General features: G+C 35.1%; 18 protein-coding genes and 1 other annotated feature. Of the genes, 14 read left to right on the forward strand and 4 right to left on the reverse strand.

The features are described from left to right. Window positions 1-50 precede the first annotated feature (50 nt). From VF726_RS03320 to hflX, 4 genes are all read left to right on the forward strand, one after another. Window positions 51-863, forward strand: a complete 813-nt coding sequence (locus tag VF726_RS03320; protein WP_440165810.1) for a polyphosphate kinase 2 family protein — start codon at window positions 51-53, stop codon at window positions 861-863. 187 nt (window positions 864-1,050) lie between these two features. Next, a complete protein-coding gene (locus VF726_RS03325) occupies window positions 1,051-2,319 on the forward strand; it encodes an MFS transporter (RefSeq protein ID WP_440165812.1) in 1,269 nt (422 codons plus the stop codon). 17 nt (window positions 2,320-2,336) lie between these two features. After that, a complete protein-coding gene (locus tag VF726_RS03330) occupies window positions 2,337-2,669 on the forward strand; it encodes a cobalamin biosynthesis protein CbiN (protein WP_440166693.1) in 333 nt (110 codons plus the stop codon). Between the two features lie 483 nt (window positions 2,670-3,152). Next, window positions 3,153-4,412, forward strand: coding sequence for a GTPase HflX (hflX, locus tag VF726_RS03335; RefSeq protein ID WP_440165814.1), 1,260 nt, complete (start codon window positions 3,153-3,155; stop codon window positions 4,410-4,412). A gap of 41 nt (window positions 4,413-4,453) precedes the next feature. Here the strand turns inward: hflX and VF726_RS03340 are convergent, their stop codons facing one another. Beyond that, window positions 4,454-6,094 (reverse strand): peptide ABC transporter substrate-binding protein, encoded by a 1,641-nt coding sequence (locus VF726_RS03340; protein ID WP_440165816.1) that lies wholly within the window; start codon window positions 6,092-6,094, stop codon window positions 4,454-4,456. A 222-nt stretch (window positions 6,095-6,316) separates the two neighbouring features. Here VF726_RS03340 and VF726_RS03345 point away from each other — a divergent pair, with 222 nt between their 5' ends. The 4 genes from VF726_RS03345 (at window position 6,317) to VF726_RS03360 (ending at window position 9,959) form a co-directional block, all read left to right on the forward strand. Further along, entirely contained in the window at window positions 6,317-7,528 is a 1,212-nt protein-coding gene (locus VF726_RS03345) for an MFS transporter (RefSeq protein WP_440165818.1), read from the forward strand. A 10-nt stretch (window positions 7,529-7,538) separates the two neighbouring features. Next, a complete protein-coding gene (gene cysK, locus VF726_RS03350; RefSeq protein ID WP_440165820.1) occupies window positions 7,539-8,456 on the forward strand; it encodes a cysteine synthase A in 918 nt (305 codons plus the stop codon). A 79-nt stretch (window positions 8,457-8,535) separates the two neighbouring features. Next, window positions 8,536-9,048 (forward strand): GNAT family N-acetyltransferase, encoded by a 513-nt coding sequence (locus VF726_RS03355; protein WP_440165822.1) that lies wholly within the window; start codon window positions 8,536-8,538, stop codon window positions 9,046-9,048. A gap of 86 nt (window positions 9,049-9,134) precedes the next feature. Further along, complete coding sequence (locus tag VF726_RS03360) at window positions 9,135-9,959, forward strand: DUF4037 domain-containing protein (protein ID WP_440165824.1); 825 nt, start codon at window positions 9,135-9,137, stop codon at window positions 9,957-9,959. Window positions 9,960-10,001: 42 nt separating this feature from the next. Here VF726_RS03360 and VF726_RS03365 read toward each other — a convergent pair whose 3' ends face one another. Then, on the reverse strand, window positions 10,002-11,636 hold the full coding sequence (locus tag VF726_RS03365; protein ID WP_440165826.1) for a putative polysaccharide biosynthesis protein: 1,635 nt from the start codon (window positions 11,634-11,636) through the stop codon (window positions 10,002-10,004). Between the two features lie 219 nt (window positions 11,637-11,855). After that, window positions 11,856-12,078, forward strand: a binding site (T-box leader). 302 nt (window positions 12,079-12,380) lie between these two features. Between VF726_RS03365 and VF726_RS03370 the strand changes: the two genes are divergently transcribed. After that, window positions 12,381-13,718 carry a sodium-dependent transporter gene (locus tag VF726_RS03370; RefSeq protein ID WP_440165828.1) on the forward strand — a complete coding sequence of 446 codons (1,338 nt, stop codon included), beginning with the start codon at window positions 12,381-12,383 and terminating at the stop codon, window positions 13,716-13,718. Between the two features lie 40 nt (window positions 13,719-13,758). Here the strand turns inward: VF726_RS03370 and VF726_RS03375 are convergent, their stop codons facing one another. Then, entirely contained in the window at window positions 13,759-14,463 is a 705-nt protein-coding gene (locus tag VF726_RS03375; RefSeq protein WP_440165830.1) for a polysaccharide deacetylase family protein, read from the reverse strand. A gap of 326 nt (window positions 14,464-14,789) precedes the next feature. Between VF726_RS03375 and VF726_RS03380 the strand changes: the two genes are divergently transcribed. The 4 genes from VF726_RS03380 to VF726_RS03395 all read left to right on the forward strand — a co-directional run bounded on the left by VF726_RS03380 (window position 14,790) and on the right by VF726_RS03395 (window position 16,981). Beyond that, the gene (locus tag VF726_RS03380) at window positions 14,790-15,053 is read left to right on the forward strand and encodes a CD3324 family protein (protein ID WP_440165832.1); all 264 of its coding nucleotides are present in this window, start codon (window positions 14,790-14,792) and stop codon (window positions 15,051-15,053) included. Window positions 15,054-15,232: 179 nt separating this feature from the next. Then, complete coding sequence (locus VF726_RS03385) at window positions 15,233-15,919, forward strand: DUF421 domain-containing protein (RefSeq protein WP_440165834.1); 687 nt, start codon at window positions 15,233-15,235, stop codon at window positions 15,917-15,919. Window positions 15,920-16,029: 110 nt separating this feature from the next. Continuing rightward, a complete protein-coding gene (locus VF726_RS03390; RefSeq protein ID WP_440165836.1) occupies window positions 16,030-16,671 on the forward strand; it encodes a FusB/FusC family EF-G-binding protein in 642 nt (213 codons plus the stop codon). A gap of 109 nt (window positions 16,672-16,780) precedes the next feature. Further along, a complete protein-coding gene (locus VF726_RS03395; protein ID WP_440165837.1) occupies window positions 16,781-16,981 on the forward strand; it encodes a hypothetical protein in 201 nt (66 codons plus the stop codon). A 162-nt stretch (window positions 16,982-17,143) separates the two neighbouring features. Here VF726_RS03395 and msrA read toward each other — a convergent pair whose 3' ends face one another. Then, window positions 17,144-17,680, reverse strand: coding sequence for a peptide-methionine (S)-S-oxide reductase MsrA (msrA, locus tag VF726_RS03400; protein WP_440165839.1), 537 nt, complete (start codon window positions 17,678-17,680; stop codon window positions 17,144-17,146). A gap of 247 nt (window positions 17,681-17,927) precedes the next feature. Here msrA and VF726_RS03405 point away from each other — a divergent pair, with 247 nt between their 5' ends. After that, window positions 17,928-19,556 (forward strand): multicopper oxidase family protein, encoded by a 1,629-nt coding sequence (locus VF726_RS03405; protein ID WP_440165841.1) that lies wholly within the window; start codon window positions 17,928-17,930, stop codon window positions 19,554-19,556. Window positions 19,557-19,563: the final 7 nt, after the last annotated feature.

Below are 19,563 nucleotides of genomic sequence, written 5' to 3' on the forward strand. Positions count from 1 at the left end.
CCAATAATATGTTAAAATAACATTGTCATACAACAAGGGGGATTTGTTTTATGGGAAATGGATATCTTGCTAAAGTAGATGTAACGAAAAGAATTGAATCAAAATCTAAGTACAATAAGAAACTTGAAAAATATCAAAGACGCTTATTAGCGTTGCAGCAAATTTTGAAAGAAGAAAAAATCGCAGTTATGCTTGTTATGGAAGGCTGGGATGCGGCTGGAAAAGGTGGAGCGATTAAACGAGTGACAGAACACCTTGATCCGCGTGGGTTTCAAGTAAATCCAATTGGAGCACCAGCACCTCATGAGAAACGGTACCATTACTTACAACGTTTCTGGCGTAAACTTCCTCAATACGGACAAATCACCATTTTTGATCGCTCATGGTATGGCCGTGTGTTAGTTGAGCGTGTTGAAGGTTTTGCTACAAAGGAAGAGTGGACGAGAGCGTATGATGAGATCAATGATTTTGAAAAACTATTAACAGATGATCATTATATAATCGGGAAGTTCTTCTACCATATTAGTAAAGAAGAACAATTAAAGAGGTTTAAAGGTAGAGAGAACAATCCTTTGAAAAGATGGAAAATAACAGATGAAGATTGGCGTAATCGTGAAAAATGGGATGAGTATGTTGAAGCGATGGAAGACATGTTTGAAAAAACGAATAAGCCAAATGCAAAATGGCAAATTATCGCGAGTAACGATAAATTATACGCTCGATTGAAAACGTTGAAAGTGATTATTTCGTTAATTGAGGATTATTTTGTAGAGCATGGTATAGAATTGCCTTCTTATTATTATGAAATGAAAGAAGGTAAGGCAGAAGGATTTGAAGAGAATCAAGATGTAGTTGTAGAATAGTACAAGGTTTGTATAGGAAATATAAAGTAGAGTCACCCTGTAATTTTGGGAACCCCTCGGTAATGGGAAAATGTAAACCGTGGGGTTCTTTACATGTATAAATAAATTTCAGCATTTTAAATTTGGGGATTTTGCTGTTCTATAGTACATTAACAAAGGGGCTTAATTTCAAAAGGAGGGTGAGGAAATGCTAGATAAAGCGAGTGCTTTAATAAGCAATCGTATGTATACAGAAGATGAGCAACAAAAATTATACAAAAGAACATTAATAATCGTAAGCATTTCACAAATGTTCGGCGGAGCAGGGTTAGCTGCTGGAATTACAGTAGGTGCACTTCTTGCGCAGCAAATGCTTGGAACAGATGCATTTGCAGGATTACCAGCTGCTATGTTTACAATGGGATCTGCGGTAGCAGCTTTCTTTGTTGGGAAGTTATCGCAAAAGTATGGTCGCCGCATAGGGCTTGCAGGAGGTTTTATAGTAGGCGGGCTAGGGGCTATTGGAGTTGTGATGGCAGCTGTAACAAATAGTATTATTCTTTTACTAGTTTCTTTACTTATATATGGAGCAGGCACAGCTACGAATTTACAAGCACGTTATGCTGGAACGGATTTAGCGAATAAGAAGCAAAGAGCAACAGCTATTAGTATCACTATGGTAATGACGACTTTTGGTGCAGTCGCTGGTCCGAATTTAGTAGGTGTAATGGGAAGGTTTGCTCATTCAATTGGAATTCCTGAACTTGCTGGTCCGTTCATATTATCAGCAGTGGCGTTTATACTGGCGGGTCTTGTCCTTTTTGTTATGCTACGTCCAGATCCGTTACTTATTGCTAATATGATAGAAACATATAAACAAGAGCATACATATAAAGGGCAACCAGTAACAGAGGAAGCGAAAGAAAACAAAAGAGGCATTACGGTTGGAGCTATCGTAATGATACTTACACAAATCGTGATGGTTGCGATTATGACAATGACGCCAGTTCATATGGGACACCACGGTCACGCTTTAAGTGCAGTAGGTCTTGTAATTGGTTTTCATGTAGGTGCAATGTATCTTCCATCTCTCGTTACAGGAATGTTAATTGATAAAATTGGAAGAACTACGATGAGTATAGCTGGCGGAGTAATTTTACTAGCAGCAGGTGTTATAGCTGCAATCGCACCGAGTGATTCTTTAATACTATTAATTGTTGCTTTGTCTTTACTTGGATTAGGATGGAACCTCGGTTTAATAAGTGGTACTGCTCAAATTGTTGATGCAACTATACCTTCCACACGTGCAAAAACACAAGGGAAAATAGATGTATTTATTGCGCTAGCTGGAGCTTCAGGCGGAGCCATGTCAGGTATGGTAGTAGCGAATTCAAGTTATGCGGCATTGTCATTAGCTGGAGGAGTGTTAGCTTTCATGCTCATTCCTGTTGTGATATGGTCTCGGACAGGTAAATAAAATTAAAATCAAAGAAGCTGCGTTCAAAGGGAGGTAATCCATCTTTGAATGCAGCTTCTTTTGAAGTGAAGAAAATTTGGAAAGGGACAAACTCTTCGCAAGTTATTATATATACAAGTTTTAATAGCTGTACATTTCCTTTTGCGGAGGGAGGAGAGTATTTGGTTTTTTCTTCTTATAGAGGAGAAGAAAAGTTAGAGACATCTATGTGTAGTGGAACGAAGAAAGTCGATTTAAAAGGTGACATGGTGAACGGTTTTAGTTGGTGGCAAGTTGTTACTCTTTCTATAGGCCTGTTACTGATAGTAGCTCTTGTGATTTTTATTGTAAGAAGAACGCGCAAAAAATGACGATTAAAGTAAATATATAAAGATTTTCTTTCTGTTTCTATAGGTGGTTTAATCTTGTGAAAGCGAATTACTTATGCTACACTTTATGTAACTTAAAATGAACGGAGGGGCTTCCTTTGATCTTAATCAGATTACGTCTCAATACTTTGTGCCAATAATTGAATAGCGCTCAAAGGCTCTGTCTGTGTACAGAGTGAACGGGATTGGTCTGCCTATTTTAAAGGAACCCTTTATGAAGCTTATATGTGAAAAAGAGGGAGGGACGAATACGCCCTCTTTTTGTTTTGCCTTTATTAATAGAATGGGATCGTATAGGTGAACACTTATTGTGGATACGTATATGATCTTGGGACTTAATGACTATGAGATAGGATGAAAGTATAGCTTTCTTCTATTTTTTTGGTGAACCCTTATCCGTTTACGAAAACACAGGCAGTGACCTGTGTTTTTTATTTTACGTAATCGAAATGGAGGAATAAATATATGGAAGAATTATTACAAAGAGCTGTTTTAGTTGGAGTAAATTTAGGTAATGAAGATGACTTTGCGTATTCGATGGAAGAGTTAACAAATCTTGCAGAAGCTTGTGATGTAGAGGTAATTGGGCAAGTGACGCAAAATTTACAACGAGTAAATCCGTCACATTATATTGGAAAAGGAAAGATTGAAGAAGTAGCAGCGTATGTAAATGAAGTAGATGCGAATATGGTAATCTTTAATGACGAATTATCCCCTTCACAAATTCGAAATTTAGAAGCGGATTTAGATTGTAAAGTAATCGACCGTACCATATTAATTTTAGATATTTTTGCGCAACGTGCGAAAACGAAAGAAGCACAGCTGCAAGTAGAGGTGGCCCATCTTCAGTATATGATGCCTCGTTTAATTGGTCTTCGTGAATCATTAGGAAGACAGAGCGGCGGAGTTGGTACGAAAAATAAAGGTGTCGGTGAGAAGAAATTAGAGTTAGATCGTCGTAAAATTGAAGAACAGATTTCAGTTTTAAATAAAGATTTAGAAGCTCTTGTTGCCCAGCGTCAAACGCAGCGAAAGCAGCGTAAGAAAAATGAAGTACCAGTTGTAGCTTTAGTCGGTTATACGAACGCAGGAAAGTCAACGACGATGAATGCGATGCTTGAAATTTACAATGGTACCGAAGAAAAACAAGTATTCGAAAAAGATATGTTATTCGCGACGTTAGAAACATCTGTACGAAATATTGATTTGCCAGATAACAAATCATTCTTATTAACAGATACAGTTGGATTTGTAAGCAAATTACCGCATCACCTCGTGAAAGCATTCCGTTCAACGTTAGAAGAAGTAGCAGAAGCGGACCTACTTATTCACGTTGTAGATTATGCAAATCCAAATTATGAACAGTTAATTGATATTACAAATGAAACGCTAAAGAAAATTGGAGTAGAAAATATCCCGACGATTTATGCTTATAACAAATCAGATATGGTAGATGTTGAAATTCCGAAAGTACAAGAAGATTGCGTTTATTTATCAGCGAAGAAACATGTTGGGATAGAAGATCTTGTCGAAATGATTCGTTCACACATTTATAAAGAGTATACGAAGTGTGAAATGTTAATTCCGTATGATCAAGGACAGGTAGTTTCTTATTTTAATACTCATGCGCATGTTTTATCTACAAGTTATGAAAACGAAGGTACGAAACTAGAAGTAGAATGTAAGACGAGTGACTACGAAAAGTATAAGCGTTTTGCAATTTAATAAAAAAGGCGATCCTAATATATGTTAGGATCGCCTTTTTCTTATTCTGTAATAGAGGCCCACTTATAAGAATAAATTCCTGCAAATGGACGAATGACAACATCTTTTACTGTTGGACGTTCTAAATATACAAGTCCTGATTGGAAGATTGGAGCGATAGCTGCATCATCTTCAAGTAAGATTTTCTCAGCATCTTGGAACGCTTTCCAACGTGCTGGTAAGTCAGTTACTAAAGTAGAGCTAGTTTTTTCAATTAATTCGTCGTATTGTTTGTTTGAATAACTCATCTTATTAAACGGTCCGTCAGTGACAAACATATTTAAAAATGTTGTAGGATCAGGATAATCTGGTCCCCATGTAGAAAGTGAAATTTCATAGTCACCATTTCCTTCACGATCTAAAAATGCTTTTACTGGAAGGGGCTGTAATGTGATTTTTAAGCCAGGTAAGTTTTTCTCCAGTTCACCTTTTAAAAACTCACTAATTTTTTTATCGTTAGATTCATCAGTTGTTATGATTGAAAGAGAAGCATTTTGTAAGTTTGTTTCTTTTTTCGCAGTTTCCCATAGTGTTTTAGCTTCTTTCACATTTGTTTCTACTTTTACATTACTTGTACTGCGAAAATCTTTATTGTCAGGTCCTTTTACGAATCCTTTTGGAACGAATGCATTTGCAGGTATAGAACCATTGTTTAAAATCGTTGTTGCGATTCCTTGTTTATCAAAAGCAAGCGAAATAGCTTTACGAGCATTTTTGTTTGCTAACAAAGGGTTCTTTTGACTAAATCGGAAAAACGTCACAGAAGGACGTTCCATCTTCTTTAAGCTCGGATCTTTTTGATATTTATCAACAAACTCTGAATTAATCGTAATTCGGTCTACTTGTTTACTTTCAAATAAATTAACAGCTGTTGAAGTATCTTTTATGATATTTACATTAATTTCATTTAATTTCACATTTTTATTATCCCAGTAGTTCGGGTTTTTTGTCATTTTATAACTTGTATCATGTTTCCATTCACTTAATTGGAACGGCCCGTTATACACTACATTTGCAGCTTCAAGTCCGTAATTTTTCCCTTGTGCTTCTACAACCTTTTTGTTTTGAGGATAAAATGTTGCAAATCCCATTAAACCTAAAAAGTATGGAACAGGGTGTTCTAACTGTACTTCTAATGTTTTATCGTCAATTGCTTTTACACCAAATGAGTCAATTGGCAATTCTTTTTTATTTATTTTTTCTGCGTTTTTAATATCGAACATAATATGTGCGTATTCAGAAGCAGTTTCTGGATTTACGGCACGTTTCCATGCATATTCAAAATCATGAGCAGTTACTGGATCGCCATTTGACCATTTTGAATCGTGTAATGTAAATGTATATGTTTTTCCGTCTTCGCTCAGTTTGTATGATTCAGCGGCTGCAGGAACAGGTTTATTGTCAGGCCCAGGCATATATAATCCTTCCATTACGTTGTTTAAAGCAGCGTAAGAAAACCCATCGGTTGCGATAGATGAATCAAGTGTAGAAATTTCCCCAGCTTCTACAATGTTTAATACTTGTTTTGAAGATTCTTTTTTCTTTTCTCCAGTAGTTGTTGCCTCTTGTTTTTGACCACATGCTGTTAAAAACATAGATAATGTGATTGAGAGTGCAACGATTCCTTTTGTTTTTTTCTTCATAGTTGTCATCCTTTCCTTCATCTCTGCCTTAGTATAAAAGAAAATATAGAAAATTTCTATAAATAAATCCGATAAAACATATAGAGAAAATATATTATGTGAAAAGTGATATTTCTGGAAAAAGAAATGAAACCAGTATAGAATAGAAATGTTTCAAAAGTCAGAATTTATTACACCTACTGTAATAAATATATATTTTGTACAGAAAGGAGAGATTCACATATGCAGGCAGTTTCGCAAAAAAACACAGTAGAAACACCGACAATATATCGAATATTATTTGCGATTAGTTTCGGTCATTTTTTAAATGATTCGATGCAAGCAGTTGTGCCCGCGTTGTTTCCTATTTTGGAAAAAACGATGAATTTATCCTATATGCAAGTAGGGTGGATTGCGTTTGCGTTAAATATGACATCATCGATTATGCAACCGGTTTTTGGTATGTATTCGGATAAGAAACCGTCACCATTTTTATTACCGCTCGGAATGTTTTCGAGTATGCTTGGGATGATTGGACTTGCTTTTGCACCGAACTTTATTATTGTTATTATTTCTGTTTTATTTATCGGATTGGGTTCCGCAGTCTTTCATCCAGAAGGGGCTCGAGTTGCTTATATGGCAGCTGGTGCAAAGCGAGGTTTAGCGCAAGCAATTTATCAAGTGGGAGGAAATACAGGGAATTCTCTAGCTCCTATTTTTACAGCATTAATTTTCGTGCCGCTCGGCCAAATTGGTTCTTTAGGTTTTACAGCCTTTGCAGCGGTAGGAATAGTGCTATTAATTTTCGTATCAAATTGGTATAGGAATGAATTAGCGACTGGCGCTGTGAGAAGAAAAAAGAGGGCTGCGCTTGAGGCGGAAAATGCAATTGTAAGTTCACACATTAAATTTGTTATTTTACTTCTTGTTTTTCTTACTTTTGTACGATCTTGGTACGGTGCTGGTATCGGGAACTTCTATCAATTTTATTTAATTGAGCATTACGGTTTATCGATAAAAAATGCACAGTATTTCGTATTCGCATTTATGATTGCTGGTGTATTAGGAACTTTCTTCGGTGGACCGTTAGCAGATCGATTTGGAAAGAAAACAATTATTGTATTTTCAATGCTAGGTTCAGCACCGCTTGCACTTTTATTACCTCACGTTTCGCTCGTATGGGTCGTACCGCTATTTTTATGTATCGGTTTTATTAGTTCAAGTAGCTTTAGTGTAATTGTTGTTTATGCGCAAGAACTTGTACCGGGAAAAGTAGGGATGGTATCTGGATTAATTGTAGGGCTTGCGTTTGGACTCGGAGCTTTAGGATCTGTAGTCCTAGGGAAATTGGCTGATATATATAGTCTACAATTCATTATGTTACTATGTAGTTGTCTACCATTAATTGGACTTACTTCTTGGTTATTACCAAGTGATAAGAAAACGATAGAATAGGGGATGCGCCATGAAATTATGTGAAAACGTAACAGAATTAATAGGAGATACACCTGTCGTCCGATTATCTAAATTTATTCCAGAAGACGCAGCGGATGTATATGTAAAACTAGAAATGTTTAATCCATCGCGCAGTGTGAAAGACCGTGCTGCCTATAATTTACTTCACGTTGCAGAAGAGAATGGTCTCATTAAGCCAGGAGATACAATTATTGAGCCAACAAGTGGTAATACAGGAATAGGTTTAGCGATGAATGCAGCTGCGAAAGGGTATAAAGCGATTTTAATTATGCCAGACAATATGTCAAAAGAGCGTATAAATTTATTGAAAGCATACGGAGCGGAAGTAGTGTTAACACCGGCAGAACAAAGAATGCCAGGAGCAATTGCGAAGGCGTTAGAACTGCAAAAGCAAATACCGAATAGTTTTATTCCGCAACAATTTGAAAATCCAGCAAACCCGAATATTCATCGTTATACAACTGCACTTGAAATTTATGAACAAATGGATGGAGAGCTGGATGCATTCGTAGCAACGGCAGGAACTGGCGGAACGATTACTGGGACTGGTGAAACGTTAAAAGAGAAACTACCAAATTTATATGTTGCAGTAGTAGAACCGAAAGGATCTCCTGTTTTATCAGGTGGTATTCCGGGTCCTCATAAACTAGTAGGAACAAGTCCAGGGTTTATCCCGAAAAACTTAAATACGGAAGTGTATAACGAAATTATTCAAATTGCAGACGAAGAGGCTTTAACGACAATGAGAAACTTAGCTAGACAAGAGGGATTATTAGTTGGGCCATCGTCTGGAGCATCTGTTTACGCAGCAATTATGATTGCAAAACGATTAGGCGCTGGTAAAAAAGTTTTATGTATTGCACCTGATACGGGAGAACGATATTTGAGCATGGGATTATTTGAATAAAAATGATAAAAACACCTTACTCGTGAAATTGTTACGAGTAAGGTGTTTGTTTTAGGTTGTAAAGAGGGGGAGAATAACAATGAAACTATTAAAACCAATGCATGAATATAGTGGAGAAATTATGGAATATAAACATGCGTTTTTACAATCAGGAGAACAACCACACGGCAGTAGTTCTTTACAAAATTTTGATTCTCTCGATGAATGGTTTGAGAAAGTGAGTATACAAGAAGTGGGAGAAAACTTACAAGGTAATCGAGTACCATCTAGCCAATTTTTAAGCTTTGAAAAAGGGGAACTTATAGGTTTTGTGAATATTAGACATCGATTAAACGAAGAATTATTGCGGGAAAGTGGTCATATTGGATATAGTGTACATCCGGATAAACGTCGCCAAGGTTATGCGACAAAACAATTGAAACTAGCATTAGGTGAAGCGCAAAAATTAGGATTGAAGAAAGTGTTAATAACTTGTGATAAATCGAATGTCAGCTCTGCTAAAACGATTCAAAAGGTTGGCGGTGTGTTAGAAGATGAAGTGGTGTCTTCTCATACTGGGGAAATTGTTCAGCGTTATTGGGTAGAAATATGATTTAGTGGGACTTTGAAAAGGGAATACAATTTGTAATATAGAAATAAATAAAGTAAGGCTGTACTGCAACTATAGGGGGAAATGAAGTGGGATTAAAAGAGAAAGCAATAGAAATGTCAGAGATTTATAGGAAGAACCCAAAAGTGGAGGCTATTATTTTAGCAGGCTCAGTAGCTAGAAGGTTAGAAGATGAACATTCAGATATAGAATTACATATTTTATGGTCAATGCCACCAGAGGATGGGGATCGTAAAGGGCCTATTAATCATATTGGTGGAACAATTTTGTCATATCATCCTTACGAGGAAGAAGAATGGTCGGAAACATATTTGACAAAAGAGGGAATTAAATTAGAGATTAGTAACTTTTTAACTGAAACAGTAGAGAAAGTTATTTCGGATGTGGTAAATCAATATGATATAAGTTATGAAAAACAATGTATCGTATCATCCGTTCATGACGGTGTTAGTTTGTATGGAGAAAAGAAAGTGAATGAATTAAAAGATAGAGTCGAAGCATATCCGGAAAATCTAGCGAAACGGATGATTTCAGAAAATCTTTCGTTAAGCAATCGTTGGCATAATCGAGAGGCGCTTTTAAAACGAAAAGACTGGCTCATGCTATATGATGTTATTTGTGAAGTGCAAAGAAATATATTTGGGGTCTTATTTGGTCTAAACCGAATGTATGTGCATCACCCTGCGTTTAAATGGATGCCGAATAATGTGGAACGAATGAGTATTAAGCCTGAAAACTTATATGAGCGTATGGCGAATACGTTAATAGGGAAACCGGAGTATAGTGTACAGGAGTTAGAAGTGTTAATCGAAGAGCTATTACATTTAGTAGAACAACATGCGCCAGAATTACATATTGCGGAACAACAAAAACATATTCAATATGCGAAGTAAAAAAGAAGGGATGTAACAATGCGTTACATCCCTTCTTTCTTTTTATTTAATTAATTTACCTAGTACTGGTAATCGTTGAATCTTATCACCGAGAATATGTGAAGCAAGTCCGCTCGTTAGGACGAATAAAAGGTAAACAATCCCTCCTATAGTGCCGCATATAACAACAATGAGAAGTGATTCCATATAAGATTGTCCAGGAATTAACCATTTTAAAATAGCTTTTAAAGCAATTACAACAGCAGACATTGCTGCGGAGTAAATTGTAATAAGAAGCACTGTTCTTGCTGTTTCACCAATTTTAAATTTCGCAAACTTAATGATGCAGTACAACATAATAACATTGGAAACGAGGTATCCAAGAATTGTTCCGAGTACAGCACCGTGTCCGCCAAATAAATGTAAGAGCGGTGTATTTACTAAAACTTTAACGAGAATACCGAATGAGAAAGCAATCATCGTTTTTCTTTGATAATCGATTCCTTGTAAAATAGCTGCTGAAACTGTGAAAATCGCACTTAATATAGCAGAAGGTGCAAATGAAATTAAATATTGTGATCCACCAAGTGCAATTTCAGGATTTACATAAACCATACGGAATGCATCGTAAGCGATGCTAGCAAGACCGAATGCAGCTGGGATAGTGAAGAATAATAAGACTTGAAATATCTTTGCAATTTGTTCTTGTAATTCTTCTATTTTCCCGCTTGTATAAGATTTCGTTATTGCCGGGATGATCGTTAATGAGAATCCAGTTGCAAGTGAAGCTGGAATCATAATTAACTTTTGGGCATAGTTCGTTATATAAGCGAAAACTGCATTCGCTGTTTCTAACGGCTCGCCCATCGCCCTCAGGACATCAGCTACAGTATATTGATCTACTAACGTATAGAGCGGAATTGCAATACCGACAAATACAATTGGGATTGCATATCGAAGTAATTCTATATAAATATTTTTTAATGGGATATTCGATGCTCTTGATTTTAATTCTCCTTCGGGAGGCTTTAATCTATTATATTTTTTCCAGTACAGCATTAAAATCGAAACGCTGGCAAGCGCTCCGATAACAGCGCCAAACGTGGCAACTGCAACAGAAGAGGCTACGGAACCTCCTAATAGTTTTGAGACGATAAAGCTACCAACTAAAATGAAAACAACACGCGCAATTTGTTCTACGACTTGAGAAACAGCACTTGGTTTCATATGTTGAAAACCTTGGAAATAACCGCGTGTAACACTCATAGCTGGTACGATAATAAGTGCGAAACTTAATGCTCGCATCGTAAGTGTTACGTCGGCTATAAATTGTGGATCTGGCGTTTTCGAGCGAATAATAAATTGTGATATGTACGGTGCCCCAATAAATAAAATTAGAAATCCTAAAAAGCCCATAAAGAGCATTAATTTTACGCTAGAGTTGTATAATTTTTTGCTTGTACTATAATCACCAAGCGCATTATGTTTTGCAACAAATTTGGAAACGGCAATAGGAATACCAGCTGTTGAGAAGCTTAATAAAATACCGTACCAAGAGTATGCATATCCATATAAAGCGACCCCTTGTGTTCCGACTAGTAATTGAAAAGGGAAGAAGTATATAAAACCTAATATACGTGAAATCATTGTTGCACCGCTTAATAAAGCAGTACCTTTTAAAACTTTTGAAGTAGACAAAATTCTATCCTCCTACTCTTGCTGTCTTGCATTCATCGTATACTACTATAAACCCGTTAGCGAAGTTAATACAGTATAAACCATAAATGTTCTAATACTATTCATTTAAAAGTCATATTTCGAATTTAAAAAAGAAAGTAATACATAAAAATTCAAAATATAAGTTGACACTATTTTTAATGTGTGATAAAAATGATAGTAATCAATTCGGAAAATAATATTTGGGCAATGAAAGGGTATAGTAGTGAATATCTCCCTATTTCAGAGAGCTGATGGTTGGTGTGAATCAGTATATAGATTATTCATGAAGTTCGTCCTGGAGCATCTTTCATAAATCTCATATTTTGAGGAAATGAAAGACGGTAGTTTATACCGTTATCAAATAAAGTGGTGAAGATTGTTTCACAACTAGGGTGGTACCGCGATATTTATCGTCCCTACGTATTTACGTAGGGACGTTTTTTATTTAGGTCCTAACTTTGTTGTGGCTTCATAACTAGGGTGGTACCGCGATAATTTATCGTCCCTACGTATTTGCGTAGGGACGTTTTTTATTTAGGTCCTAACTTTGTTGTATCTTCATAACTAGGGTGGTACCGCGATATTTTTGTCGTCCCTACGTATTTACGTAGGGGCGTTTTTTTATTAGTAGGAAGGAAGTGAACGTATTAGAAAAGAGTGTGGATAGAACAATATAAATACTGAATTGTAAAACAGAAAAAGATAAAGAGAGGAGATTAACAGATGAATTCACAGCAATGGACATCAAAATTAGGTTTCGTATTAGCTGCAGCAGGTTCAGCAATTGGTCTAGGGGCGATTTGGAAGTTCCCGTATATGGCCGGAATTGGAGGGGGCGGCGCGTTCTTCCTTATTTTCATCGGTTTCACATTATTAATTGGTTTACCGCTATTATTAGCTGAATTCGTTATCGGAAGAAGTACACAAAAAGAGGCCGTTGATGCATATAGAGAAATCGCACCAAAAACACGATGGCCGTGGTTAGGGAAATTAGGGATTGTAACTTGTTTCATACTACTTTCTTTCTACAGTGTTGTAGGAGGCTGGATTTTATTATACTTATGGAATGCAATTACAGGTAGACTATGGGAAGGAAATGGGGCATACGAAGTTACGTTTGGTGAAATCATTTCCAATCCGTATTTAGCAGTTGGATCACAGCTATTATTCATCCTTATTACTATTTTCATCGTAAGTAAAGGTGTACAAAATGGTGTTGAAAAAGTAAATAAATATTTTATGCCAGCATTATTCGTTTTATTCTTTGTTTTAATCGTTCGTGCACTTACGTTAGATGGTGCTGGAGAAGGGGTTCGTTTCTTCTTACAACCTGATTTCTCAAACGTAACATCAGAAGTCATATTATATGCAATGGGACAATCGTTCTTCTCTCTATCTGTCGGGGTAGCCGTTATGGTAACGTATAGCTCTTACTTACCGAAAGAAGAAAGCTTACCACGTTCAGCATTTTCTATCGTAGCTTTAACGCTTGTAATTACATTACTTGCAGGGCTTGCAATTTTCCCAGTAGTGTTCGCATTTGGAATGGAGCCATCTCAAGGACCGGGGCTATTATTTATCGTATTGCCAGCTATTTTCAGTAAAATGGCATTCGGGAAATTATTCTTCATCGTTTTCTTATTACTATTCTTCTTTGCTACTATTACATCAGCAATTTCGATGTTAGAAATTAGCGTTGCATCTTTAACTGCAAAAGGTAAAGGAAAACGTGAAAAAATGGCTTTAATCGTAGGATTACTAATCTTCGTTGTTGGAGTACCATCAGCATTATCATTCGGTATATTAAGTGATCTGAAGATTTTTGGAAAGACAGTCTTTGATTTAGCGGATTATGCAGTTAGTAACGTATTAATGCCACTTGGTGTTTTATTAGTTTCTATCTTCGTTCCTTTAAAAATGAAGAAAGATGTATTAATGAAAGAGCTTGGGGTAAGTAAAAATAAAGGCTATAAATTATTCGTATTATGGCTATTCTTACTTCGCTTTATCGCACCAATTGCGATTATTATCGTATTCTTAAATGTACTTGGCATTATTTAATAAAGAAAGGTAGCGCATCATTGTATGATACGCTACCTTTTTATTTTGCTCTTTTTTGAAGTTCGTTTACTGTTACAAACTGATAGCCCTTTTTAGATAAAGAATCTAAAATACCTTCGATGGTCTGTAAATTTTCATTAGACTCATCATACATAGGGTGCAGTAAAATGATAGAACCTGGTTTTACATTTTTATTAACATATTCAATTTTATCAGCAGCAGACTTATAAAAGGTATCAGGTTCAAGGTCCCATGTGATTGTTTCGATATTGTTTGTATTTAAATAATAGGGCAGACCAATTAGCTTTTTTCCGTTAGGTGGTCTGAAATCAATTGTACCTGTAAATCCTGTTTGGCGGATTAATGCATTCGTTTTTTCTATTTCTTCTTTAATAAAAGAAGGTGTTTTAAAAACCATTCTGTTATGAGAATATGTATGGTTTCCAACTTGGTGTCCAGATTGTACGATATCTTCTCCTAACGATAGGTTTTTCTCTAATTCATTTCCGATTAAAAAGAATGTAGCTTTTGCATTGTATGTATCTAGTAGTGGTAATATTTGTTTAATATTGTTCGTAGGGCCATCATCAAAAGTTAAAGCAATTACTTTTTCATTTGTTTCTACTCGGTTTGTTAAATCTCCAAACAATTGAAAACTTCTTGCGTTCATCAATTTGTATGTTCCAAATAATGCTACAGTAATAATGAATAATGTAACGATTGTAATGATTATTTTCTTTTTCATAAAGTAACCTCACTATATTTTTGGATTGGACTAAAAAGTATTATATCAAACTAAGTAATTTCATGCTTTAAAAAGGATGTGGATGCAAGGGGAAGGAATTTATCATATAATAAAATGCAAAAGGTATATTAGGAGGTGTTTATATGGCGATTATAATTCAATTGCCGGACACTGCAGCGTCTCATGCAAAGCCAAGTATGGAAATGGCGATACTTTGCGTGAGGTAGACAAGTAATATACAATCGCCTAAATGAACTCGTATCATTTTTTATATTTGGCTTTGCACCTTATTGAAATGAACCATAAAAAATAAGGGGCGAGCAGAAATGAAATACGTTAAAGCTGCGACGGTTTTACCAGAAAATTTAATTATTGAAATTCAAAAGTATATACAAGGTGAAACAATTTACATTCCAAAACAAGAAACAAAGCATTATAAATGGGGTACACGATCTGGAGGAAGAAAACAATTAGATGAAAGAAACAAAGCGATTAAAGAAGCGTTTAAAAGCGGAATTTCCATCCATCAACTTGCAGAGGAGCATTTTCTTTCCGGAGAAACGATTAAAAAAATTGTGTATTCTAAATGAAAATAAAAGAGTCTAGTTCAATTATTAAATTGAACTAGACTCTTTTTACTTTGCCTGTATTGGATATATGGGGTGTGAATGGGCATGATAATAGAAAAAAATGAATCACAATTGTATCGTATAGAAATGTGAATAGAAATAAAAACGTTATATTACATATTACAGAAAGGTGAACGATTATGAATCATCTAGGGCAAATAACGATAGAACTTTTTGTTGGTTTTTTTGTTTTATTAATTGCTACTAAAATATTAGGGAAAACACAAATATCGCAGTTAACACCTTTTGATTTTATTTCCGCCATTGTAATCGGAGAACTAGTTGGAAACACTGTATACGATCCTGATGTGAGAGTATGGTCTATTTTATATGCTGTTTTTGTATGGGTAATATTAATTTATGCAATAGAAGCAATAACACAAAAATTTAGAAGGACAAGAAAGTTTTTTGAAGGATCTCCTTCTATTATCATCCGTAATGGGCGTATTGACAGAGAGCAATTAAAATCGAATCATTTGGATATTAACCAATTACAACAAATGCTTAGGCAACAAAAGGATATATTTTCAATCCGAGAAGTTGAATATATGATATTGGAACCTAACGGAAACATAAGTGTATTGAAAAAAAGTAAATATGAATCTCCCACTATAAATGACTTGAATATAAAACATAAGCCAGTTTACTTACCTATTTCATTAATTAGCGACGGGAAAGTAGTTAAGGATAATTTGAGGGAAGCGGGCTTTGATGAAGGATGGCTTTATAAACAAATAAAGAAAAAAGGAATTACTAAATTTGAAGACGTATTATATGCAGAATGGAAAACAGATGATGGTTTCTTTTGTCAGGAAATGAAGCGGTAGAATATAATCGATGTATGTAATATTCGTTTCTAAGTTATCTTTTACATATCAAAAAGCTGAATCATTGTATACAATAAAACTAGATCAACAATTTGTATGGAGTGATAAAGATGGAAGCTTTTATTAGAAGTGATCAATATAATTTTATAAAATCACAAGCTTATATTTTAGCAAATGGGCACGCAACGGCAAATGATAGAGGTGTCATTCAAGCGTTAAAATCATTAGCGATTGAAAAAATAATACATGTATTTGAGAATTTAACGGATGAACAGAAAGAGTTAATTGATACCGTATTAACAGTTCAAAATAGAGAAGATGCAGAATCATTTTTAACGAAAATAAATCCGTATGTCATTCCGTTTCAGGAAGTTACAGCGCAAACATTAAAAAAATTATTTCCTAAAGCAAAAAAATTAAAACTTCCTGATATGGAAGAACTGGATATGAAAGAATTATCTTATTTAAGCTGGATTGATAAAGGATCAAGCAGGAAATTTATAATAGCAAAAAATGATGAAAATAAGTTTGTTGGTCTGCAAGGAACGTTCCAAAGCTTAAATAAAAAAAGCATTTGTTCATTATGTCATGGACATGAAGAAGTAGGAATGTTTTTAGTTGAAATTAAAGGTGATGTACAAGGAACCTTCGTGAAAAAAGGAAACTATATTTGCAAAGATGGTGTAGCTTGTAATCAGAATATGAAATCACTTGATAAATTACATGATTTTATTGAGAGATTAAAGAAATAAAATGGAAGACCTCTAGTGCTTAAACTGGAGGTTTTTTATTTTGAGAATGGTAATAGATTTCCTTTTTGAGAGATATAATTTATAAATAAGACATAGGAGAGCTGAAGAAATGCTTAAAAAGTTTTTACTTTCTTTACCGGATGTTTTACTTATATGTATTGTTATCTACATAACATACACAACTACTCTTAGTTTTGTACAGATGTTAGTAATTTCAATTGCAATCGGAATCGTTGGTGGTCTTGTTATAAGAATTTGTAAGGATGTATTCACGTATATAAGGTGGACAATGAAACAGAGGAAATCTTGAATATGTTAAATAGCTATAAGGAGAAAATAAAATGACTAATAAAAAGAATAAAACTAAAAACGAGATAGTACTTTGGGCATTAACAGCTGTTGTTTTTATCATTGTATGGTACTTTTATCAAAAATAAAAACGCATCGTACTAAAAAGCACGATCCGTTTTTATTATTTTTTTTGCCAATTTTCTTTTATAAAATCTTCACGACCAGATTCCTTTTGCTCAGTAGCATATTTCTCTGGATTCTTTTTATAGAAATGTTGATGGTGTTCTTCAGCCTCATAAAAAGGTGCAGCCAGGCGAATTTCAGTTACGATTGGCTCTTTAAACATACCGCTTTCTGCAAGAGCTTGTTTTGATTTTTCAGCAAGCTCTTTTTGCGTTTCATTATGATAAAAAATAGCAGTGCGATAAGAGGGGCCACGGTCAAAGAATTGTCCGCCATCATCAGTTGGATCGATTTGTGGCCAATATAAATCTAGTAATTTTTCATATGGAAAAATAGAAGGATCGAATGTTATTTGTACAACTTCTAAATGACCAGATGTACCAGCTTTTACTTGTTCATATGTTGGTTTTTCTACATGACCACCTGCATAGCCAGAAAGTACTTTATGAATACCAGGAAGTTCATCAAATGGCTTTACCATGCACCAAAAGCAACCGCCTGCAAAGGTTGCGAGTTCGTATGTTTTTTCGGACATTGCTGTAATCCTCCTAAATATATATGTTTTATATAGTATTATACAAAAAGTTTTTTTGCGCAATAAAAAAGATTTAGAAGTAAAGGAAAATTGAAATATATTTCTTTATAAAGTCTTTAAAATTCCTTCAAAGTTTCTTTTTTTCTGAGTGTTAGTATGTAAAGCGAAGTGAATATGTGAGGTGAAGACCAATGAATCCACGTATGAAATTTAATAGTTTACAACAAAAAATGAAAGAGAGACTAATATGAAAAAGGAATTTATACAAAGCGATTTAAGAAATATATTGATTGCAGCATGTTTACTATTAGGGTTAGTTATTTTCGGATATTTTTTAATTAATAATTACCCAGGTTCAAATGAAAAAAAGAAGTTAAAGGATGCCACATCTACTTCAGAATCAATTACATCGCTTGCTAATTCAGATGCCAAAGACAGAGTTACAAAAACTTTTAATATTAAGGCGAAAATAGCAAGTTTAGATTTAGGAAATGGGAAAAAGGTAAATGCATGGACCTTTGATGGAACATCACCGGGTACTCAAATTCGAGTTAAACAAGGAGAACGTGTTGTTGTAAATTTGAAAAATGAATTGCTAGAACCAGTTACAATCCATTGGCACGGATTAGATGTCCCGGCGGCGGTGGATGGTGTTCCAGGTGTTACGCAAAATGCTATAAAACCAGGGGAAACATATACATACGCATTTAATGCTGATCAGGTAGGGACATATTGGTATCATTCACATCAAAAAAGTGCGATACAAACAGAGCGGGGACTATTTGGAACTATTGTTATAGAACCGAATAAATCAGCTATAAAATATGAAAAGGATTATACAGTGGCGATCCATGAATGGAAAACAGGAGTCATAAAAACCGGTAAGCATAATGGCGAACAAGATAAAGATTGGGATAGCTATCCTAGCAATTATATTCGAAATGAAAAGGCGCAAACTTTAGAAGGTCCGCTTATGATACCAAGCAATGATCAACTTAAAGATTTACCTGATGGAGATGATTACGATGTATTTACATTAAATGATACAAGTGAGGGGCTACAATTAGATGCAAAACCAGGTGAAATAGTACGCCTTCGCTTAATTAATGCTGGGAATAATACGCATTTAATGACTTTAGTTGGGGCGCCATTTCAAATTATCGCATTAGATGGTCGTGATATAAAAGGTGGGGACGAGCTAGATAAAGCAATTCTTCCGATGGGAGCTGCACAACGTTATGACCTTGTTTTTAAAATGCCGGAAACAATGAGTGTAAAACTTATTAATGTGGATCCCTCTAAGAAAATAAATCGAATGTTAACGACGACTATTGGGAACGGTTCTTTGCCGAAAAAACCTATTGATATAAAGAGTTATCCATGGTTTGACTTTACGAAATATGGAGAAAAAGAAGTTGGCAAGTTTACGATAGATTCAAAGTTTACAAAGGTCTATGATATGGATTTGGCAGAAGGCGTGAAAGATGTAAATGGACAAGAAAAATGGGTGTATACGATTAATGGAAAGACATCACCTGATATTCCGCCCATTAAAGTAGAGAAAGGAGATAAAGTTAAGATTCGCTTTAAAAATAAGGGAGAAGAAATTCATCCAATGCATTTGCATGGACATACATTCCAGGTTATTTCTAAAAATGGTAAACCAATGGAGGGAAGTCCAATTTACTTAGATACAGTTAATGTTTTTCCGGGAGAAGAATATGAAATTGCTTTAGAGGCAAATAATAGTGGACTATGGATGGTTCATTGTCATCATCTCGTTCATGCGGAAAAAGGAATGCATACGATGATGAATTATGAGGGGGTAACTACTCCATTTTCTACCGGAGATCACTCAGGTAATCATCCAGAATAATAATACG

The organism is Bacillus sp. Brlt_9 (assembly GCF_051948935.1).
Classification (GTDB): domain Bacteria; phylum Bacillota; class Bacilli; order Bacillales; family Bacillaceae_G; genus Bacillus_A.